This window comes from Halogeometricum rufum, assembly GCF_900112175.1.
Lineage (GTDB): Archaea > Halobacteriota > Halobacteria > Halobacteriales > Haloferacaceae > Halogeometricum > Halogeometricum rufum.
Genome location: NZ_FOYT01000001.1, coordinates 962,739 through 976,992, shown reverse-complemented (window position 1 = coordinate 976,992; position 14,254 = coordinate 962,739). Strand labels below are relative to the sequence as shown.

General features: G+C 68.5%; 15 protein-coding genes. 6 read left to right on the top strand and 9 right to left on the bottom strand.

The window, feature by feature from the left end:
- The first annotated feature begins 88 nt into the window (after positions 1-88).
- Positions 89-709 (top strand): winged helix-turn-helix transcriptional regulator, encoded by a 621-nt coding sequence (locus BM310_RS05120; protein ID WP_089805224.1) that lies wholly within the window; start codon positions 89-91, stop codon positions 707-709.
- 138 nt (positions 710-847) lie between these two features.
- On the opposite strand, the gene BM310_RS05115 is transcribed toward BM310_RS05120, so the two are convergent.
- Positions 848-1,096 carry a DUF7123 family protein gene (locus BM310_RS05115; RefSeq protein WP_089805222.1) on the bottom strand — a complete coding sequence of 83 codons (249 nt, stop codon included), beginning with the start codon at positions 1,094-1,096 and terminating at the stop codon, positions 848-850.
- A 251-nt stretch (positions 1,097-1,347) separates the two neighbouring features.
- On the opposite strand from BM310_RS05115, the gene BM310_RS05110 reads away from it, so the two are divergent.
- A complete protein-coding gene (locus BM310_RS05110; protein ID WP_089805220.1) occupies positions 1,348-3,180 on the top strand; it encodes a flippase-like domain-containing protein in 1,833 nt (610 codons plus the stop codon).
- On the opposite strand, the gene yjjX is transcribed toward BM310_RS05110, so the two are convergent.
- Both yjjX and BM310_RS05100 read right to left on the bottom strand, forming a co-directional pair.
- Complete coding sequence (gene yjjX / locus BM310_RS05105) at positions 3,177-3,683, bottom strand: inosine/xanthosine triphosphatase (RefSeq protein WP_089805219.1); 507 nt, start codon at positions 3,681-3,683, stop codon at positions 3,177-3,179. The genes BM310_RS05110 and yjjX overlap by 4 nt on opposite strands.
- A 36-nt stretch (positions 3,684-3,719) precedes the next feature.
- A complete protein-coding gene (locus BM310_RS05100) occupies positions 3,720-4,556 on the bottom strand; it encodes a cobalamin-binding protein (protein WP_089805217.1) in 837 nt (278 codons plus the stop codon).
- A 310-nt stretch (positions 4,557-4,866) separates the two neighbouring features.
- On the opposite strand from BM310_RS05100, the gene BM310_RS05095 reads away from it, so the two are divergent.
- The 3 genes from BM310_RS05095 (at position 4,867) to BM310_RS05085 (ending at position 7,127) form a co-directional block, all read left to right on the top strand.
- Entirely contained in the window at positions 4,867-5,832 is a 966-nt protein-coding gene (locus tag BM310_RS05095) for a transcription initiation factor IIB (RefSeq protein WP_089807035.1), read from the top strand.
- 112 nt (positions 5,833-5,944) lie between these two features.
- Positions 5,945-6,631: a type I 3-dehydroquinate dehydratase gene (locus BM310_RS05090; RefSeq protein ID WP_089805215.1), complete on the top strand. Its 687-nt coding sequence runs from the start codon at positions 5,945-5,947 to the stop codon at positions 6,629-6,631.
- A 58-nt stretch (positions 6,632-6,689) separates the two neighbouring features.
- Complete coding sequence (locus BM310_RS05085) at positions 6,690-7,127, top strand: DUF7575 domain-containing protein (protein ID WP_089805213.1); 438 nt, start codon at positions 6,690-6,692, stop codon at positions 7,125-7,127.
- Positions 7,128-7,241: 114 nt separating this feature from the next.
- Here the strand turns inward: BM310_RS05085 and BM310_RS05080 are convergent, their stop codons facing one another.
- Entirely contained in the window at positions 7,242-8,426 is a 1,185-nt protein-coding gene (locus BM310_RS05080) for a 3-dehydroquinate synthase II (protein ID WP_089805211.1), read from the bottom strand.
- A gap of 391 nt (positions 8,427-8,817) precedes the next feature.
- Between BM310_RS05080 and BM310_RS05075 the strand changes: the two genes are divergently transcribed.
- The gene (locus tag BM310_RS05075) at positions 8,818-9,186 is read left to right on the top strand and encodes an SHOCT domain-containing protein (protein ID WP_089807033.1); all 369 of its coding nucleotides are present in this window, start codon (positions 8,818-8,820) and stop codon (positions 9,184-9,186) included.
- 190 nt (positions 9,187-9,376) lie between these two features.
- Here the strand turns inward: BM310_RS05075 and BM310_RS05070 are convergent, their stop codons facing one another.
- The 5 genes from BM310_RS05070 to trpC form a co-directional block, all read right to left on the bottom strand.
- Positions 9,377-10,132, bottom strand: a complete 756-nt coding sequence (locus BM310_RS05070; RefSeq protein ID WP_089805209.1) for a DICT sensory domain-containing protein — start codon at positions 10,130-10,132, stop codon at positions 9,377-9,379.
- A gap of 300 nt (positions 10,133-10,432) precedes the next feature.
- Complete coding sequence (locus BM310_RS05065) at positions 10,433-11,227, bottom strand: 2-amino-3,7-dideoxy-D-threo-hept-6-ulosonate synthase (RefSeq protein WP_089805207.1); 795 nt, start codon at positions 11,225-11,227, stop codon at positions 10,433-10,435.
- 38 nt (positions 11,228-11,265) lie between these two features.
- On the bottom strand, positions 11,266-12,150 hold the full coding sequence (trpA, locus tag BM310_RS05060; RefSeq protein WP_089805205.1) for a tryptophan synthase subunit alpha: 885 nt from the start codon (positions 12,148-12,150) through the stop codon (positions 11,266-11,268).
- Position 12,151: 1 nt separating this feature from the next.
- Positions 12,152-13,399: a tryptophan synthase subunit beta gene (trpB, locus tag BM310_RS05055; RefSeq protein WP_089805203.1), complete on the bottom strand. Its 1,248-nt coding sequence runs from the start codon at positions 13,397-13,399 to the stop codon at positions 12,152-12,154.
- On the bottom strand, positions 13,396-14,178 hold the full coding sequence (gene trpC, locus BM310_RS05050) for an indole-3-glycerol phosphate synthase (RefSeq protein ID WP_089805201.1): 783 nt from the start codon (positions 14,176-14,178) through the stop codon (positions 13,396-13,398). Before trpC ends, trpB begins: the two co-directional genes overlap by 4 nt.
- Positions 14,179-14,254: the final 76 nt, after the last annotated feature.

Sequence of the window (14,254 nt, the reverse complement as noted above, 5' to 3'; positions counted from 1 at the left end):
ATAACGTTCTCGAAACGTGATACGTGCGCACGACCCGCGGGAGCGAAGCGCTTTTGTCGGAGAACCTACCATCTGAGGGTACGAACAGATGACCAATCGAGGCGTAGACGAAGAGAAACGCGCGACGCTCCGCCGATTCGCGGCACTCGGTGCGGCGACGCCGTTCGTCGGCATGGCGTCGGCGGAGACGGACGACGCCGACGACTCGGGCAACGACACGCGCGACGCCATCGTCGGCTACATCGCCTCGACGCCGGGGGCGCACTTCTCGAAGATACGGGACGACTTGCAACTCGGCACCGGCGAGACGCAGTACCACCTCCGCCGACTGGTCGAGGACGGCGTCGTCGAGTTCCGCCGGGACGGCGACTACAAGCGCTTCTTCCCCGCGGGTCGGTTCACCGATTTCGAGCAGACGACGCTCGGGTACCTCCGCCGCGCGACGCCGCGGGGGATGCTGGTCGCCCTCCTGCAGAACCCCGACGCCACCGGGTCGGCACTCGCCTCGGAGTTGGACGTCTCGCGCGCGACGGTGAGCAACTACGCGCGGAAACTGGAGGACGCGGGTCTGCTCTCGCGCGAAGACGGCTACGCCGTCACCCGACCGGAGACGGTCATCACTCTACTGGTCCGCTACGCCGACTCGTTCGGCCCCGCGGCCGTCGCCCTCGCGGACGACGCCGCGAGTCTCATCCGGTACGACCCCTGAATCGGCCGCCGTCGGCACTCACAACCAGAGATTCGAGAGGTGAGCGTCAGCGCCGAACCGAACCGTCCCGCGGTGAGACGAGACGCCGCTTGCGACTCGTTCCACGCGTTCGGTCGTTGGAAAGTCTGTTCTCGGCCGTCAGACCGTGACTTTCCACGTCGTGCCCGACGAGTAGCCCCACTTCTCGATGGTCACGTCGAACTCGCCGTCGATGATGGCGCGCATGTTCGCACCGACTTCCTTCGCCGACAGACCGAGTTCCTCGGCGATGAGGCGCGACTTGAAGTACGTCTGGTCGGGCGCGTTCGTGCGGAGGTACTGGAGGATGCTCCGCTGTTTCTCCGAGAGGTCTGCGGTCGGTGCGGCGTTCGAGGCGGTGGCGCTCATACCTCCACGGATGGGTGGGGCGAGTATGAGGGGTTTGGTACGACCGCTTAACACTCCGCTGTCTGTCGATTTAAGCCCACCATTACGGTCGAAACGGACCCCTGAAGGGGAGGTTCGGTACGGTTGCCTAACATACACGTTTTCGTGAACGTGTTTTTCTCGGTACTTTCCGGGCTGAAGCCGCGTCTCCGGCCCCGAGCGACGAGTTGAAGGCAGAAAATACATACGCGACGGCGGGCGATAGGGAGTCAATGGGTCGCCCGCCCGACGAACGCGCGGACGGAGTGGTGAGCGTCGTCCTCCCCGCGTACAACGAAGCCGACACCATCGAGCACACCGTGGAGACGACGCTCCGGACGCTCTCGTCGTTCCTCCCGGCGGGCAGTTTCGAGGTCATCGTCGCCGAAGACGGCTGCGACGACCGGACGCCCGAGTTGGCCGAGCAGATGGCGGCCGGCGACAGTCGGGTCCGTCACTTCCACAGCGACGACCGACTCGGCCGCGGCGGCGCACTCGAACACGCGTTCGCGGCCGCCGACGGCGACGTCCTCGTCTACTTCGACACGGACCTCGCGACGGACATGGACCACCTCGAAGAGTTGGTCGAACGGGTCCGGTCGGGCGAGAGCGACGTCGCCACCGGGTCGCGGTGGATGCCCGGCAACGTCGCCGACCGCCCCGCGAAACGGGGCGTGCCGAGTCGCGGCTTCAACCTCCTCGTGCGCACGTTCCTCCAGTCGTCGCTGCGCGACCACCAGTGCGGGTTCAAGGCGTTCAGCCGCGAGGTGTTCGACGACTTGCGCGGCGACGTCGAGGACGAACACTGGTTCTGGGACACCGAGATGCTCGTCCGCGCCCAGCGTGCGGGCTACCGCGTCGACGAGTTCCCCGTCCGGTGGACGCCGAAGGGCGACACGAAGGTGGACCTGGTCCGCGACGTGTTCGGCATGGGGAGCCAGATACTGCGCACCTGGTGGCAACTGATGGTGCGTCCGCGCATCACCCGCCGCGTCAGTCTCGCCGCCGGCGCCGTCCTCACCGTCCTCGCGTTGCTGTTGATGACGCAGTATCTCGACTTCGGCGCCGTCGTCGACGAGATGCGGACCGCCGACCCCGTACTCGTGGCGGTCGGAACGCTCGTCTACGTGCTCTCGTGGCCGCTTCGCGGTATCCGCTACCGCGACATCCTCGCGGAGTTGGGGTTCCACGAGAAGGCGAGTTTCCTCACCGGGGCCGTGTTCATCAGTCAGACCGGGAACCTCGTCTTCCCGGCTCGTCTGGGCGACTTCATCCGCGCCTACGTGGTGAAGGCCAGACGCGGGATTCCGTACCCCTCCGGGTTCGCCTCGCTGGCCGCCGAACGCGTCTTCGACCTGCTGACCATCACGACGCTCGCGGGTATCGTCCTCGTGGGCTACACCGTCACCGGGCAGACGGCCGAACTCGCCCGGACCGTCGTCGGCGCCGACGGCGCGGGACAGGTGGCCGTCCTCGTCGCCGGGTTCGTCGCCCTCGTCGCCATCCTCGCCGTGGCGACCATCGTCGCCTCCGCGCAGTCGGACGGCAACCTCGCGGGGTCGCTGGTCCGCCGCGCGAGTTCGGACTCCTACGCCGAGTTCGTCGCCGGCATCGTCGAGCAGTTCGTCGGCGACTTACAGGCCGTCGCCGGGACCCGCCGGGGGTTCGCCCGCGTCGGCGTCTCCAGTCTCGTAATCTGGACGCTGGACGTGGTGACGGCGATGCTCGTCCTCGCCGCGTTCGACCCCGGACTCGCCACCGTCGAACTCGTCTCGGTGAGTTTCTTCGCCGTCAGCGTCGGCAACCTCGCGAAGGTGCTCCCCCTCTCGCCCGGGGGCGTCGGCTTGTACGAGGGCGCGTTCACGCTCCTCGTCATCGGTCTCACGCCCGTGGGCTACCCCGTCGCCATCGGCGCGGCCGTCCTCGACCACGCGGTGAAGAACCTCGTCACCGTCGTGGGCGGGTACGGGTCGATGCTCGGGCTGAACGTCTCGCTGACGACGGCCGTCGAGGAGACCAGAGAGGTCAGAGAGTCACGCGACGGCGACCCGGTCGAACTGGACTAGTAGCGGTCCGACAGGAACGGTGCGGCCGCGGCGACGACGGCGGATTCGAGCGCGTCCGTTCGTGAGAGGCGGCCGTCGGTGAACGCGCCCGCGGCACCCCCCTTCTTCGCCACGTCGTCTGTCCCGAGTACGTCGTCCATCACCGGTCCGAGTTCCTCGCCCGCCGCGACTCTGTCCGCGACGCCGTCCGGGAGGCGGAGGCTCGGACCGGCCCCGCGACCCCACCGGTCGCCGTCGGTCACCGCGGCCCACATCACGAGAAACAGGTCGTCGGAGCCCTCGAAGCGGGCGACGCCGCCCTCGATGCCGACGCCGAGGTCGTACGCGCCGGCGTCGAGCGACGCCGCCGCGCGGTTCTCCGCGCCGGTCCGCGTCTCGTCGTGGCCGGTCGGTTGCCCCGCGACGCCCGAGGGGACCGGTTCGGCCGTCACCGTCGCGGCCGGGAAGACGCGCGCCGTCGCGTCGCGCTTGACGGGGTTTCCGCTGCCGACTGCGATTCGCATGCCGGGACGTGGACGGCGACCGGTTTGGGCCTGTCGTTACGCGTCGGCGTCGCGGTGCTTTGACCCGTCGTCGTCGCGGTGCTTCGACCCGTCGTCGCCGCGGTCCGGCGCGTCGACGCCGTCGTGAAGCAGGTCGGCGAGCGTCTCGACTCCAGCAATCAGGTTCGGGCTGGGCTGGTTCAACAGGTCGTCGTCGACGACGTGGACGGCGGCGTCCACGTCCCACTCCCGGTCCCGGAACGACTCGGCCGACGCCCGGTCGCCGTGCCCGCAGAGGTGCAGGACGACGTGGTCGGGGTCGGCGGCCTGGACCACCTCGCGGGACACCTCCCGCGAGCGTTCGCCCGGGTCGACGAACGGGCAAGTACCGCCCGCCGCCCTGACGGCGTCGGGGACCCAGTTGCCCGCGGCCATCGGCGGGTCCGACCACTCCTCGCAGTAGACGACCGGTCGGTCGCCGCCGTCGGGCGTGCGCGCGTCGACGGCCGCGAGTCGGTCCCGACAGTCGGCGGCGAGTCGCCGCCCGGCGTCCGGCCGGCCGACGGCGTCACCCAGCGTCTCGAACGACGCCAGCACGTCGGTCAACCGCGCGGGTTCGACGTGGCACACCTCGTACCCTCGGTCCCGAAGTTCGTCCCGGACGGCGGACTGGAGGGCGTCGCTGGTGCAGACTAGGTCCGGCGCTCTCTCGGCGATGCGGTCGTAGTCGGGGTTCAACCACCCGCCGACGACCGGCGCGTCGGCGTCGCAGTGCGTGGTCACGCCGACGAGACGGTCGCCGGCACCCATCGCGGTCAGCGTCGCCGTCGAACTCGGGGCGAGGGAGACGACCCGCGGCGTCGACGCCGCGCCGTCACTGGTTCGCTCTGCCATAGGAGAACGACTGCCCTCGCCGCCGAAGTGTGTTCCGCGTCGCAAGTCGTATATAAACGTGTACGACATTCGTTCACAAACGCCGATTCGAGAGGCTGTGCGTTCCGTTCGCGCGAACGATTCCGAACGTCTTATATACTCGTCGTCGGTCTATGAGGTACGGAACGCTCCGGGCCTTTTCCGCAGCCGTGTCTGCGCTCTGGAGCATTCGTCGCATACATCCATGAGCGAGAAGAGCACCTTCACTCGCCGGAACGCGAGAACGAGAGAGCAACGAAGCGAGAGTAACGAGAGCGAGAACCGACAGTCGATGGGCCAGAAGTGGGGTCGGCAGGACGAGGAGGAGACCGAGTCCGAGTCGGAGAACACGAGCGAGGACCTCTCCTGTCCCGAGTGCGACGGCAACGTCGTCGTCGACGACGAACACGGCGAGACCGTCTGCGCCGACTGCGGCCTCGTCGTCACCGAAGACTCCGTGGACCGCGGGCCGGAGTGGCGCGCGTTCGACGCCGCGGAGAAAGACCAGAAGTCCCGCGTCGGCGCGCCGACGACGAACACGATGCACGACAAGGGGCTGTCGACCAACATCGACTGGCGCGACCGCGACGCCTACGGCAACTCGCTGTCGTCGAACCAGCGCCAGAAGATGCAGCGTCTGCGCAAGTGGAACGAGCGCTTCCGCACGCGCGACTCCAAAGAGCGCAACCTGAAGCAGGCGCTCGGCGAGATCGACCGGATGGCGTCGGCGCTGGGTCTGCCGGAGAACGTCCGCGAGACGGCCTCTGTCATCTACCGCCGCGCGCTGGACGACGACCTGCTCCCCGGCCGGTCCATCGAGGGTGTCGCCACCTCCTGCGTCTACGCGGCCGCCCGGATGGCCGGCGTCCCGCGCTCGCTGGACGAGATTTCGGAGGTCTCTCGCGTCGAGAAGAGCGAAGTCGCCCGCACCTACCGCTACATCGCCCGCGAACTCTCGCTGGAGGTCAAGCCCGCCGACCCCGAGCAGTACGTCCCGCGCTTCGGGTCGGAACTCGGCCTCTCCGACGAGTCGAAGATGCGCGCCCGCCAACTCCTGAAGAACGCCAAGGAGAAGGGCGTCCACTCGGGCAAGTCGCCCGTCGGCCTCGCGGCCGCCGCCGTCTACGCCGCGGCCCTCCTCACGAACGAGAAGACGACGCAGGCCGCCGTCAGCGACGTCGCCGACATCTCCGAAGTGACCATCCGCAACCGCTACCACGAACTGCTCGAAGCCGAGGAGAGCCTCGGCCTCGCCTGAGTTCGGCCGCTCTCGTTCGTCGCGAGCGCACGCCGTTTCTCGATTTCTTCGCCCCGCCGAGCCCTCGCTCCGTCGAGAAAGGGTTTAGTTCCGGGACGTGCCACACTGTCGCATGTCTCTCTCGTTCGACTCGTTCGTCCTCGCGGCAAGTACCGCGACGCTCGACGCCGAACCCGCGGCGCGCGACCACGCCGACGCGGTCGAGTTCCGCATGGACCTCGCCGCGGACCCGTTCGTCGAACTCGACGACTACGACGGGCGCCTGCCGGTCCTGGCGACGAACCGGGCGTCGTGGGAGGGCGGCGAGTCCGAGGCGGACGAGGAGGCCCGACTCGCGTCGCTCGAACGCGCGGCCCGGTACGACGCCGTCGCCGCGGTGGACGTGGAACTCGACGCGTTGGAGACGAGACGCGGCGTGAGCGCCGCGGAACGCGCCCGCGAGGCGGACGCCGCCGTCGTCGCCTCCGTCCACGACTTCGAGCGAACGCCCGCCACGTCGGAACTCCGAGGCCTGCTGCACGAGGCGGCGAGCGTCGGGGACGTGGGGAAAGTCGCCGTCACCACCACCAACCGGAGCGACGCGCTCAGGCTGCTGGAGGCGACGCACGCCGCGACGGCGTGGGGCGACGCCGTCGCCACGATGGGCATGGGCGAGGCTGGCCGACACACGCGTGCCGTCGCGCCCGTCTACGGGTCGAAGATAGGCTACGCGCCGGTCCACGAGGACGAGGCGACGGCGCCGGGCCAGTACGACCTCGCGACGCTGGCGCGCCTCGTCGAGCGACTCGGGAGCCGCTGAGACGGCGGCGTCGGCGAAACCCGACACTTAAGAAGGAGCGAGGATACCGAAGACGCACATGTCGGATACACGCCGTCGCGCGGTGGTGGCCGCGGTCGTGGGCGTCGTCGGCGCGAGCGTCGGCATCGCCGGCGCGGGACACGTCTACCTCCGCGAGTGGCGACGCGCCGTGGCGTGGTTCACGTTCGTCCTCGGCGTCGGATTGGTCCTCCTCTCCGTGTTCACCGACCCCGCGGCGCTCACGTGGGAGTCCATCGGTGACCTGCCGTCCGTGGTGACGGCACCGCTGTTCGTCCTCCTCTTTCTCAGCACGTTCGACGCCTACTACGTCGGCGTGCGCGGTCCGCAGACGGACGACGGCGTGCGGTGTCCCGCCTGCCGCGGCGAACTCGACCCGGAGATGACGTTCTGTCCGTGGTGTGCGACCGAGTTCGGGCACGAACCGCGTTCGCCGGCGGAGTTCGACGCCGACGAGGGACGGTCGAAGGCGGAGTGAGCGAGGCGGCACGACGGGAGCGCAGTCCGCGCTCTCGGCGGCGTCACGTCGCGAGGAGAATCGGTCCGGCCGTCGCGAGAACGGAGCGAAGCGGAGCGCGGGCGGTCGGCTCGACTACTTCTCGATGATGCTCTCTTCGACCGCCTCGCCGAAGTGGCGCGCGGTGTCCTCGTAGTAGAGCAGAATCTCGTCGCCGGGTTCGAGGTCCGTCACCGCCGTCCGGCCCTCGCGCGTCTGCACCTTGATGGTCTCGGCGTTCTGGAGCAACGTCTCGACGCGGTCGTCCTCCACCTCGGCCTCGACGCGGAACATCGGTCGCTTCTCTATCTTCACGCGGCCGACGATGGCCTCGCGGGTCCGACCCTCGGTGTCGACGACCTGCACCTCGTCACCGCTCTTCAGTTCCGAGAGGTACTTCGTGCCACCCTCGGGCGTCCGGACGTAGGCGTGGACGGCGCCGGCGTTGACCCGGAACGGCCGGGAGGCGACGTACGGCGACTCGGCCGTCTCCGCGTGGACGAAGAACAGGCCGCGGCCCATGCTCCCGACGAGCATTCCCTCGTCGTGTTCCATCAGGTTGCCCGTGTCGACGCAGACGCGGTCGGCCATCCCCGTGCGTTCGACGGCCGTCACCTCGGCCCACTGGAGGTCGAGCGACTCGCGTTCGGCCGCCTCGCGGACCTCGACGGTCTTGCGAATCTCGTCGGGGTCGTCGCTGTCGAGGAGGACGCCGTCCGCGCCGAGTTCGAGCGTCTCGAACGCCGTCCGCGCCTCCTCGGCGGTGGTGACGCCGGCGATGAGGTCCGTCTCCTCGCCGATGCGCGCGATGAGGTTCTCGAGGGGGATGATGGTCCAGTCCTCGCCGACGACGATGGTGTAGTCGGCGTCCTGTGCGGCCGCCTCGGCGAACGTCTCGTGGTCCTTCGAGAGGATGCGGACGTACGCCGCGTTGGCCCGGTCGTCCTCGCGTCGGAGCGTCGTCATGTCCGCGGACCCGGAGAAGTCGCCCGGCAGGTCGACGGTGCCGTCGCCCTCGCCGTTCTTCCCGACGACGTAGGCGTCGGCGACGGCCCCGTCGTCGCCGCCCTCCGCCTCTTCCACGTCGTCGATGAGGCTCGCGTCTGCGTCCGTCCTGAAGGCGGCCACGTTCACGTCGCCCAACGACCGCACGCGTTCGACGTCCGACTCGTCCACGAGCACCCAATCGACGCCCGATTCGAGACCGGCGGTTATCCGTCGCTTCCGCGCCTCCCAGTCGCCGACGCTGTCGTCGGCCTTCAGCCAGACGCTCCGTGTCATCGTCGGAGAGAGTCGGGGGCGGGGTTAAAGCGTGGCGACTCTCCCGAGGTTTGCCGTGGCGCGAGGGCCGCACGGACGATTCTATATCGCGACAGCGGGTTTATTCACTATTTCCGACCGGTTTCGGCAAGGAGCGCAGACCCGACGGAGAACCGGCCGAAACGGTGTTTTCGTCGGTGAGGACGACCGGGGGACCACAGACTGCTCTCGTCGCCGACGGCATTTTCGTGTCGGACGCGACTCCGTGCGTGCGAACGAATCAACGCGTGTGGCTTTGGATTCGAAGCTCACGGCCACCGCTCGCTGTGGGTACGTAACGGCAACTGCATTGAATCGGGACGGTGTAGTACTAGGTGAGACCCCCGGTCTCACCGGGGTTCAGGTGATCATCATGTCCACGAATACGACAGACCGACGGCTCGTCGCGCTCGCCCTCGTCGCACTCGGCGCACTCGTCCTGCTTCCGGCCCTGTTCATGGGGTTCGGGATGATGGGGTACGGGTCGATGATGCGCGGAGGTATGTGGGGCGGAACGTGGGGCGGCGGCGGCCCGGCGTGGATGCCCCTCGTCGGCGTCGGCGTGCAACTGCTGTTCCTGGCCGTCCTCGCCGGCGTCGGCTACCTCGTCTATCGTGCCGTCGCGGGGTCGTCGAACGGCGGCGACGCCGCCCTCGAAGAACTCCGTCTCGCGTACGCGCGCGGCGACCTGACCGAGGAGGAGTACGAGAACCGCCGGGAGGCGCTGGAACGGGATTCGTAGCTTCCGAGGCGGCGGACGGCGGTCGACGCCGTGCCGCGCTCTCGCATCGGGCCACGCGGTCGGACCGCTTCGCGACGACACGCCGTTCAGTCTCCTCGCGGGAGAATACTCTCTGTAGAGAAGTTCTGTCGAGATTGCATGTATCGCATCGCGCTATATCGAAGTGCGTTCCGGTCGAAGCGGCGGTGCGTCACAGTCTCCGTTCGATGTACCGCGAGATACGCCGCGTGTCTCCCGAATCGAACGTCCAGAACCCGTCCCAGACGCGCGGTTCGGTTTCCAACGCGACGAGTGCCGCGTGCGGACCGTCCGTGGACTCCGAGGCGAAGGTGACGAACCACGAGTCGCGGAACGTCGGCGTCCATCCACCGTGCATCGTGACCTCGAAGTCCGGCGGCGGCGTCCAGTCGGGGACGCCGTAGACGTGCGTGTCAACCGCCGACGCCGCCAGTCGTTCGTACACCCGGCGCGTTCCGAGTTCGTCGTCGATGCGGGAGAGTCGCTGGAACGACGCGCGGTGCGTGCCGCCGTCGCTCTCCAGCGCCAACCGCTCGATGTACCGCGAAATCGTGATGAGCAGTAGCTTCTCCTTGTTCGACTCGGGGTACCCCCGCAACGTGAACCGCACGTTCTCCATGGCCGCGACGACGTCCGGAATCTCGACGTCGGTGGCGGCGCGAGTGCCGGTGATGTACAGATCGGAGTTCACGAGGAGAATCGACTCCTGTAACGCCGCCAGCGGCGAGGAGGCAACGATTTCGCCGTCGTCGACGAGGAGGACCGCGTCGTCGTCCCCGTCGGGGAGTCGTCGCTCGTCCACTTCGACGGGTTGGCCGTCGAACAACCCTTCGAGCATGGTCTGAATCGGCCTCGGCGACTCCCGATTCACCACGACGAGCGAGAGGGCTCGCTCGTCGGCCGATTCGACGAACTGCTGTAGTCTCACGACAGTAATTTGTGCGAGAAATCGTAAGTAAGTGACTGATACTGCCGGTTCCGTCGAACGGTCTCGAACACGAGTACGACCGCGCCGGCGTCGAGTGCGAGGTGCGCCGCCGACGAACTCCAACCGGTCTCGTACGCCGACCGACTCGCAGACGACGGCGGCGAGGTGCGCGGACTCGACGGGGCGACCCACTGGGTGATGCAGGACCGCCCGGAAGCCTCCCGCGAGGAACTGGCGTCGTTCCTCCTCGACCGAGGGAGGAGAGAAGAGGGCCGGCGGAGCGACGCCGCGTCGACGCTCCTACGCTTCGAGTTCGAGTCCCGCCTCGTGGAGGGCCGTCTCCGCGTCCTCGTCGCGGTGGATGACGGCGCTCACGGCGCGCGTGATGGACTCGGGGTCGTCGTGCTGGAAGATGGAACGACCCATCGAGACGCCCGCGGCGCCGGCGTCCATCGCGCCGCGAACCATCTCGACCGTCTGGTAGTCGGTGCCGCGACTGCCGCCCGCGATGACGACGGGGAGGCGCGTCGCCTCGCAGACGCGGTCGAACGTCTCCGCGTCACCCGTGTACGCCGTCTTCACCACGTCGGCGCCGAGTTCCTCGGCGAGGCGGACGGCGTGGGCGAGGTTCTCGGCGTCGTGTTCGTCCGTGTCGCGGCCGCGCGCGTAGTTCATCGCGAGGACGGGCACGCCGAACTGGTGGGCCGTCTCCGTCAGTTCGCCGAGTTTCGTCATCTGGTCGGGTTCGAACTCGCTGCCGACGTTCATGTGGAAGGAGACGGCGTCGGCGCCGACGCGAAGCGCTTCCTCGACCGAGCCGGTGATCCGTTTGTCGTTCGAGTCCGGGCCGATGACCGTCGAGCCGTTCAGATGGACGATGTAGCCTTTGCCGTTCTTGTTCGGGTGAACGCGCCGGGCGACGCCCTTCTGCGTGAGGACGGCGTCCGCACCGCCGCGGGTGATGGCGTCGACCGTCGTCTCCAGGTCGACGAGGCCCTTCACCGGGCCGAGCGTGATTCCGTGGTCCATCGGGACGACGAGGTATCGCCCCCCTGTCGATATCCGTTCGAGTCGTGATGTGATTCCTACGTCCATGTTGGGAGAGGGTATGTTAGTCTGTAACAAATCGTCCGTTATGTGCGTTCCGCTTGGGGCGCACGTTGCGCCAATCCGCGTTCGGCACCGTCCTTCAGTTCGCGCGCCTTCCGCTCCAGTCGGTCGGCGACCGTCTCGGCGTCGTCGCCGTTCTCGTGGCCCTCGGCGACGATGTCGACGAGTGCGCTCCCGACGATGATGCCGTCGGCGCCCGCGGCGACGATTCGCTCGGCGTGGTCGCCGGTCTTGATGCCGAAGCCGACTGCCTTCGGCACGTCGTACTCGCTGAGTCGGTCGAGGCTCGACTCCGTCTGTCCGGAGACGTCGTCCTGCGCGCCCGTGACCCCGAGGCGCGCCTGCACGTAGACGTAGCCGGACACCTGTTCCATGATGCGGGCGAGTCGGTCGCCCGTCGTCGTCGGCGCGACGATGAACACGAGGTCCAGTCCGAACTCGTCGCACGCCTCCCGCAGGGGGCCGGCCTCTTCGGCGGGCAGGTCCGGGACGACGAAGCCCGACAGACCGACTTCGGCGGCCTTCTCGACGAACGGCCGCGGCCCCTTGCTCGCGGCTTCCCCGCTCGCGTTCGAGGCGCGTTGCGCCTCGCTGCCCCCGTACCGGTAGATGAGGTTGTAGTAGGTCATGCAGACCAACGGCACGTCCACGTCGAGGGCCTCGACGAACTCGAAGAAGCGGTCGGGCGTCATGCCGCCCTCCAGCGACCGCACGACGGCCTCCTGAATCGTCGGCCCCTCGGCGATGGGCTCGGAGAACGGCAGGCCGAGTTCGATGACGTCGGCCCCGCCGCGTTCGAGGGCCTCGACGTACGCTATCGACGACTCGAAGTCCGGGTCGCCCGCGGCGAGGTAGGGGACGAACGCCGCCGCGTCCGCGAAGGCGGCGTCGAGTTCGGGGTTGCCCATCTCAGAACCCCCCCGCGAACGCGTCCATGTCCGGCGCGATGTCGATGTCTCGCTGCGCCGTCTCCTCGATGACCGATTCGAGGTCCTTGTCGCCGCGGCCCGAGACGTTCACCAGCACGGTGTCGCCCAGTTCCTCGTGGTGGGCTTCGAGGTAGGCGAACGCGTGCGCCGTCTCCAGGGCGGGGATGACCCCCTCCAGTTGGGAGAGGCGGTGGAAGGCGGTGAGCGCGTCGTCGTCGTCCACGTTCACGGCCCGAACGCGTCCCTCGTCGACGAGGTGCGCGAGTTCGGGGCCGACGCCCGCGTAGTCCAGTCCGGAGGAGACGCTGTGGCTCTCCATTATCTGTCCGTCGCGGTCCTGCAGGAGTTTGGTCCGCGCGCCGTGGAGGACGCCCTCCGACCCCGTCGACAGCGACGCGGAGTTGGGCGCGACGCCCGCCTCCTCGTCGACTTCGAGCGTGGAGCCGCCGGCTTCGACGGCGTACAGGTCGACGCCCTCGTCGTCGACGAACTCCGCGAACGCGCCCATGGTGTTGGACCCGCCGCCCGCGCAGGCGAGGACGGAGTCGGGGAGCGTCCCCGCTCGGTCGCGCATCTGCTCGCGCGCCTCCTCGGAGATGACCGACTGGAAGTCCCGTACCATCGCCGGGAACGGGTGCGGACCGACGATACTCCCGATGACGTAGTGGGTGTCCTCCACGTTCGTCGCCCAGTCGCGCATCGTCTCGGAGATGGCCTCCTTCAGCGTCCCGCGGCCGACGGTGACCGGGTTCACCTCGGAGCCGTTGAGCCGCATCCTGAAGACGTTGGGACGCTGGCGGTTGATGTCGCGTTCGCCCATGTACACCTCGCAGGGTACGTCGAGATGTGCGGCGGCCATCGCCGTCGCCGTCCCGTGCTGGCCCGCGCCCGTCTCCGCGACGATGCGCTCTTTGCCCATGTACTTCGCGAGGAGGACCTGCCCGAGGGCGTTGTTGAGTTTGTGCGCGCCGCCGTGCAGGAGGTCCTCGCGCTTCATGTACACGTCGCGGTCGTACCGCTCCGAGAGGCGTTCGGCGTACTGCGTCGGCGTCGGCCGCCCGCCGAAGTCCCGGAGCCGTCGCCGGAACTCGTCCATGAAGCCGTCCTCGTTCTCCAACACGTACCGCTCGTACGCGTCTTCCAGTTCCTCGATGGCGGGCATGAGCGCCTCGGGAACGTACTGTCCGCCGTAGTCGCCGAACTTGCCGTCGAACGTCGTCTTGCTCATTCTGATGTCTCCGTCTCCGCTGTCGCCTGTGTGAATCGCTCCGTGTTCGCGCGCGCGTCGCCGTCCATGATGGCCGTGCCGATGAGGAGTGCGTCCGCGCCCGCGGCCCGCATCCGGCGCGCGTCCGCGGTGGTCGTCACGCCGCTCTCGGCGAGAAGCGTCACGTCGTCGGGGACGTGGGGCGCGACGGACTCGAACGTTTCGAGGTCCACCTCCAACTTCGCCAGGTCGCGGTTGTTCACGCCGATTATCTCGGCGCCCGCGTCGAGGGCGCGTTCGAGTTCCGCGCGGTCGTGAACCTCCACGAGGGGCTGGAAGCCGCGCTCTCGCGCCGCCGAGACGAGGTCCGAGAGGTCGTCGCCGACGAACCGGGCGATGACCAGCACCAGGTCGGCCGCGACGGCGTCCAACTGCGACTCCGTCACGAGGAAGTCCTTGCGAAGCACCGGCACGTCAACCGCCTCGCGGATGCGCCGGAGGTTCTCCGTGGACCCCCCGAAGTGCTCCGGTTCGGTCAGGACGGAGAGCGCCGTCGCGCCGCCCGCGACCATCTCGCGGGCCAGTTCCACCGGGTCGTCGGTGCGTTCGCCCGCCGTCGTCGGACTGGTGGGCTTTACCTCCGCGACGACGGGGACGCGACCCTCGGCCTCCGCCTCCGCGACGGCGTCGGGGAACGACCGCGCCGCGACGGCCACGCGTTCGTCGCCGCCGGGTCGCTCTCGCGCGGCGTCGAGGATAGACCGGACCTCGGGCGCGAGCGAATCCTCACTAGCGTTCATCGTTGTGCATTAACGGACTCATTTGCACATAAGGCTTGCGTGTCGTCGTCAAGGTTCAAGAGCGGGCGCGGCCAAG

Excerpts from the sequence above, each read along its gene's own strand:
- BM310_RS05120 (WP_089805224.1), top strand. The coding sequence starts at position 89 with ATGACCAATCGAGGCGTAGACGAAGAGAAACGCGCGACGCTCCGCCGA.
- trpC (WP_089805201.1), bottom strand. The coding sequence starts at position 14,178 with ATGAACGCTAGTGAGGATTCGCTCGCGCCCGAGGTCCGGTCTATCCTC.
- BM310_RS05100 (WP_089805217.1), bottom strand. The coding sequence starts at position 4,556 with ATGGCAGAGCGAACCAGTGACGGCGCGGCGTCGACGCCGCGGGTCGTC.
- BM310_RS05065 (WP_089805207.1), bottom strand. The coding sequence starts at position 11,227 with ATGGACGTAGGAATCACATCACGACTCGAACGGATATCGACAGGGGGG.
- trpA (WP_089805205.1), bottom strand. The coding sequence starts at position 12,150 with ATGGGCAACCCCGAACTCGACGCCGCCTTCGCGGACGCGGCGGCGTTC.
- yjjX (WP_089805219.1), bottom strand. The coding sequence starts at position 3,683 with ATGCGAATCGCAGTCGGCAGCGGAAACCCCGTCAAGCGCGACGCGACG.
- BM310_RS05095 (WP_089807035.1), top strand. The coding sequence starts at position 4,867 with ATGGGCCAGAAGTGGGGTCGGCAGGACGAGGAGGAGACCGAGTCCGAG.
- BM310_RS05110 (WP_089805220.1), top strand. The coding sequence starts at position 1,348 with ATGGGTCGCCCGCCCGACGAACGCGCGGACGGAGTGGTGAGCGTCGTC.
- BM310_RS05115 (WP_089805222.1), bottom strand. The coding sequence starts at position 1,096 with ATGAGCGCCACCGCCTCGAACGCCGCACCGACCGCAGACCTCTCGGAG.
- BM310_RS05090 (WP_089805215.1), top strand. The coding sequence starts at position 5,945 with ATGTCTCTCTCGTTCGACTCGTTCGTCCTCGCGGCAAGTACCGCGACG.
- BM310_RS05085 (WP_089805213.1), top strand. The coding sequence starts at position 6,690 with ATGTCGGATACACGCCGTCGCGCGGTGGTGGCCGCGGTCGTGGGCGTC.
- BM310_RS05080 (WP_089805211.1), bottom strand. The coding sequence starts at position 8,426 with ATGACACGGAGCGTCTGGCTGAAGGCCGACGACAGCGTCGGCGACTGG.
- trpB (WP_089805203.1), bottom strand. The coding sequence starts at position 13,399 with ATGAGCAAGACGACGTTCGACGGCAAGTTCGGCGACTACGGCGGACAG.
- BM310_RS05075 (WP_089807033.1), top strand. The coding sequence starts at position 8,818 with ATGTCCACGAATACGACAGACCGACGGCTCGTCGCGCTCGCCCTCGTC.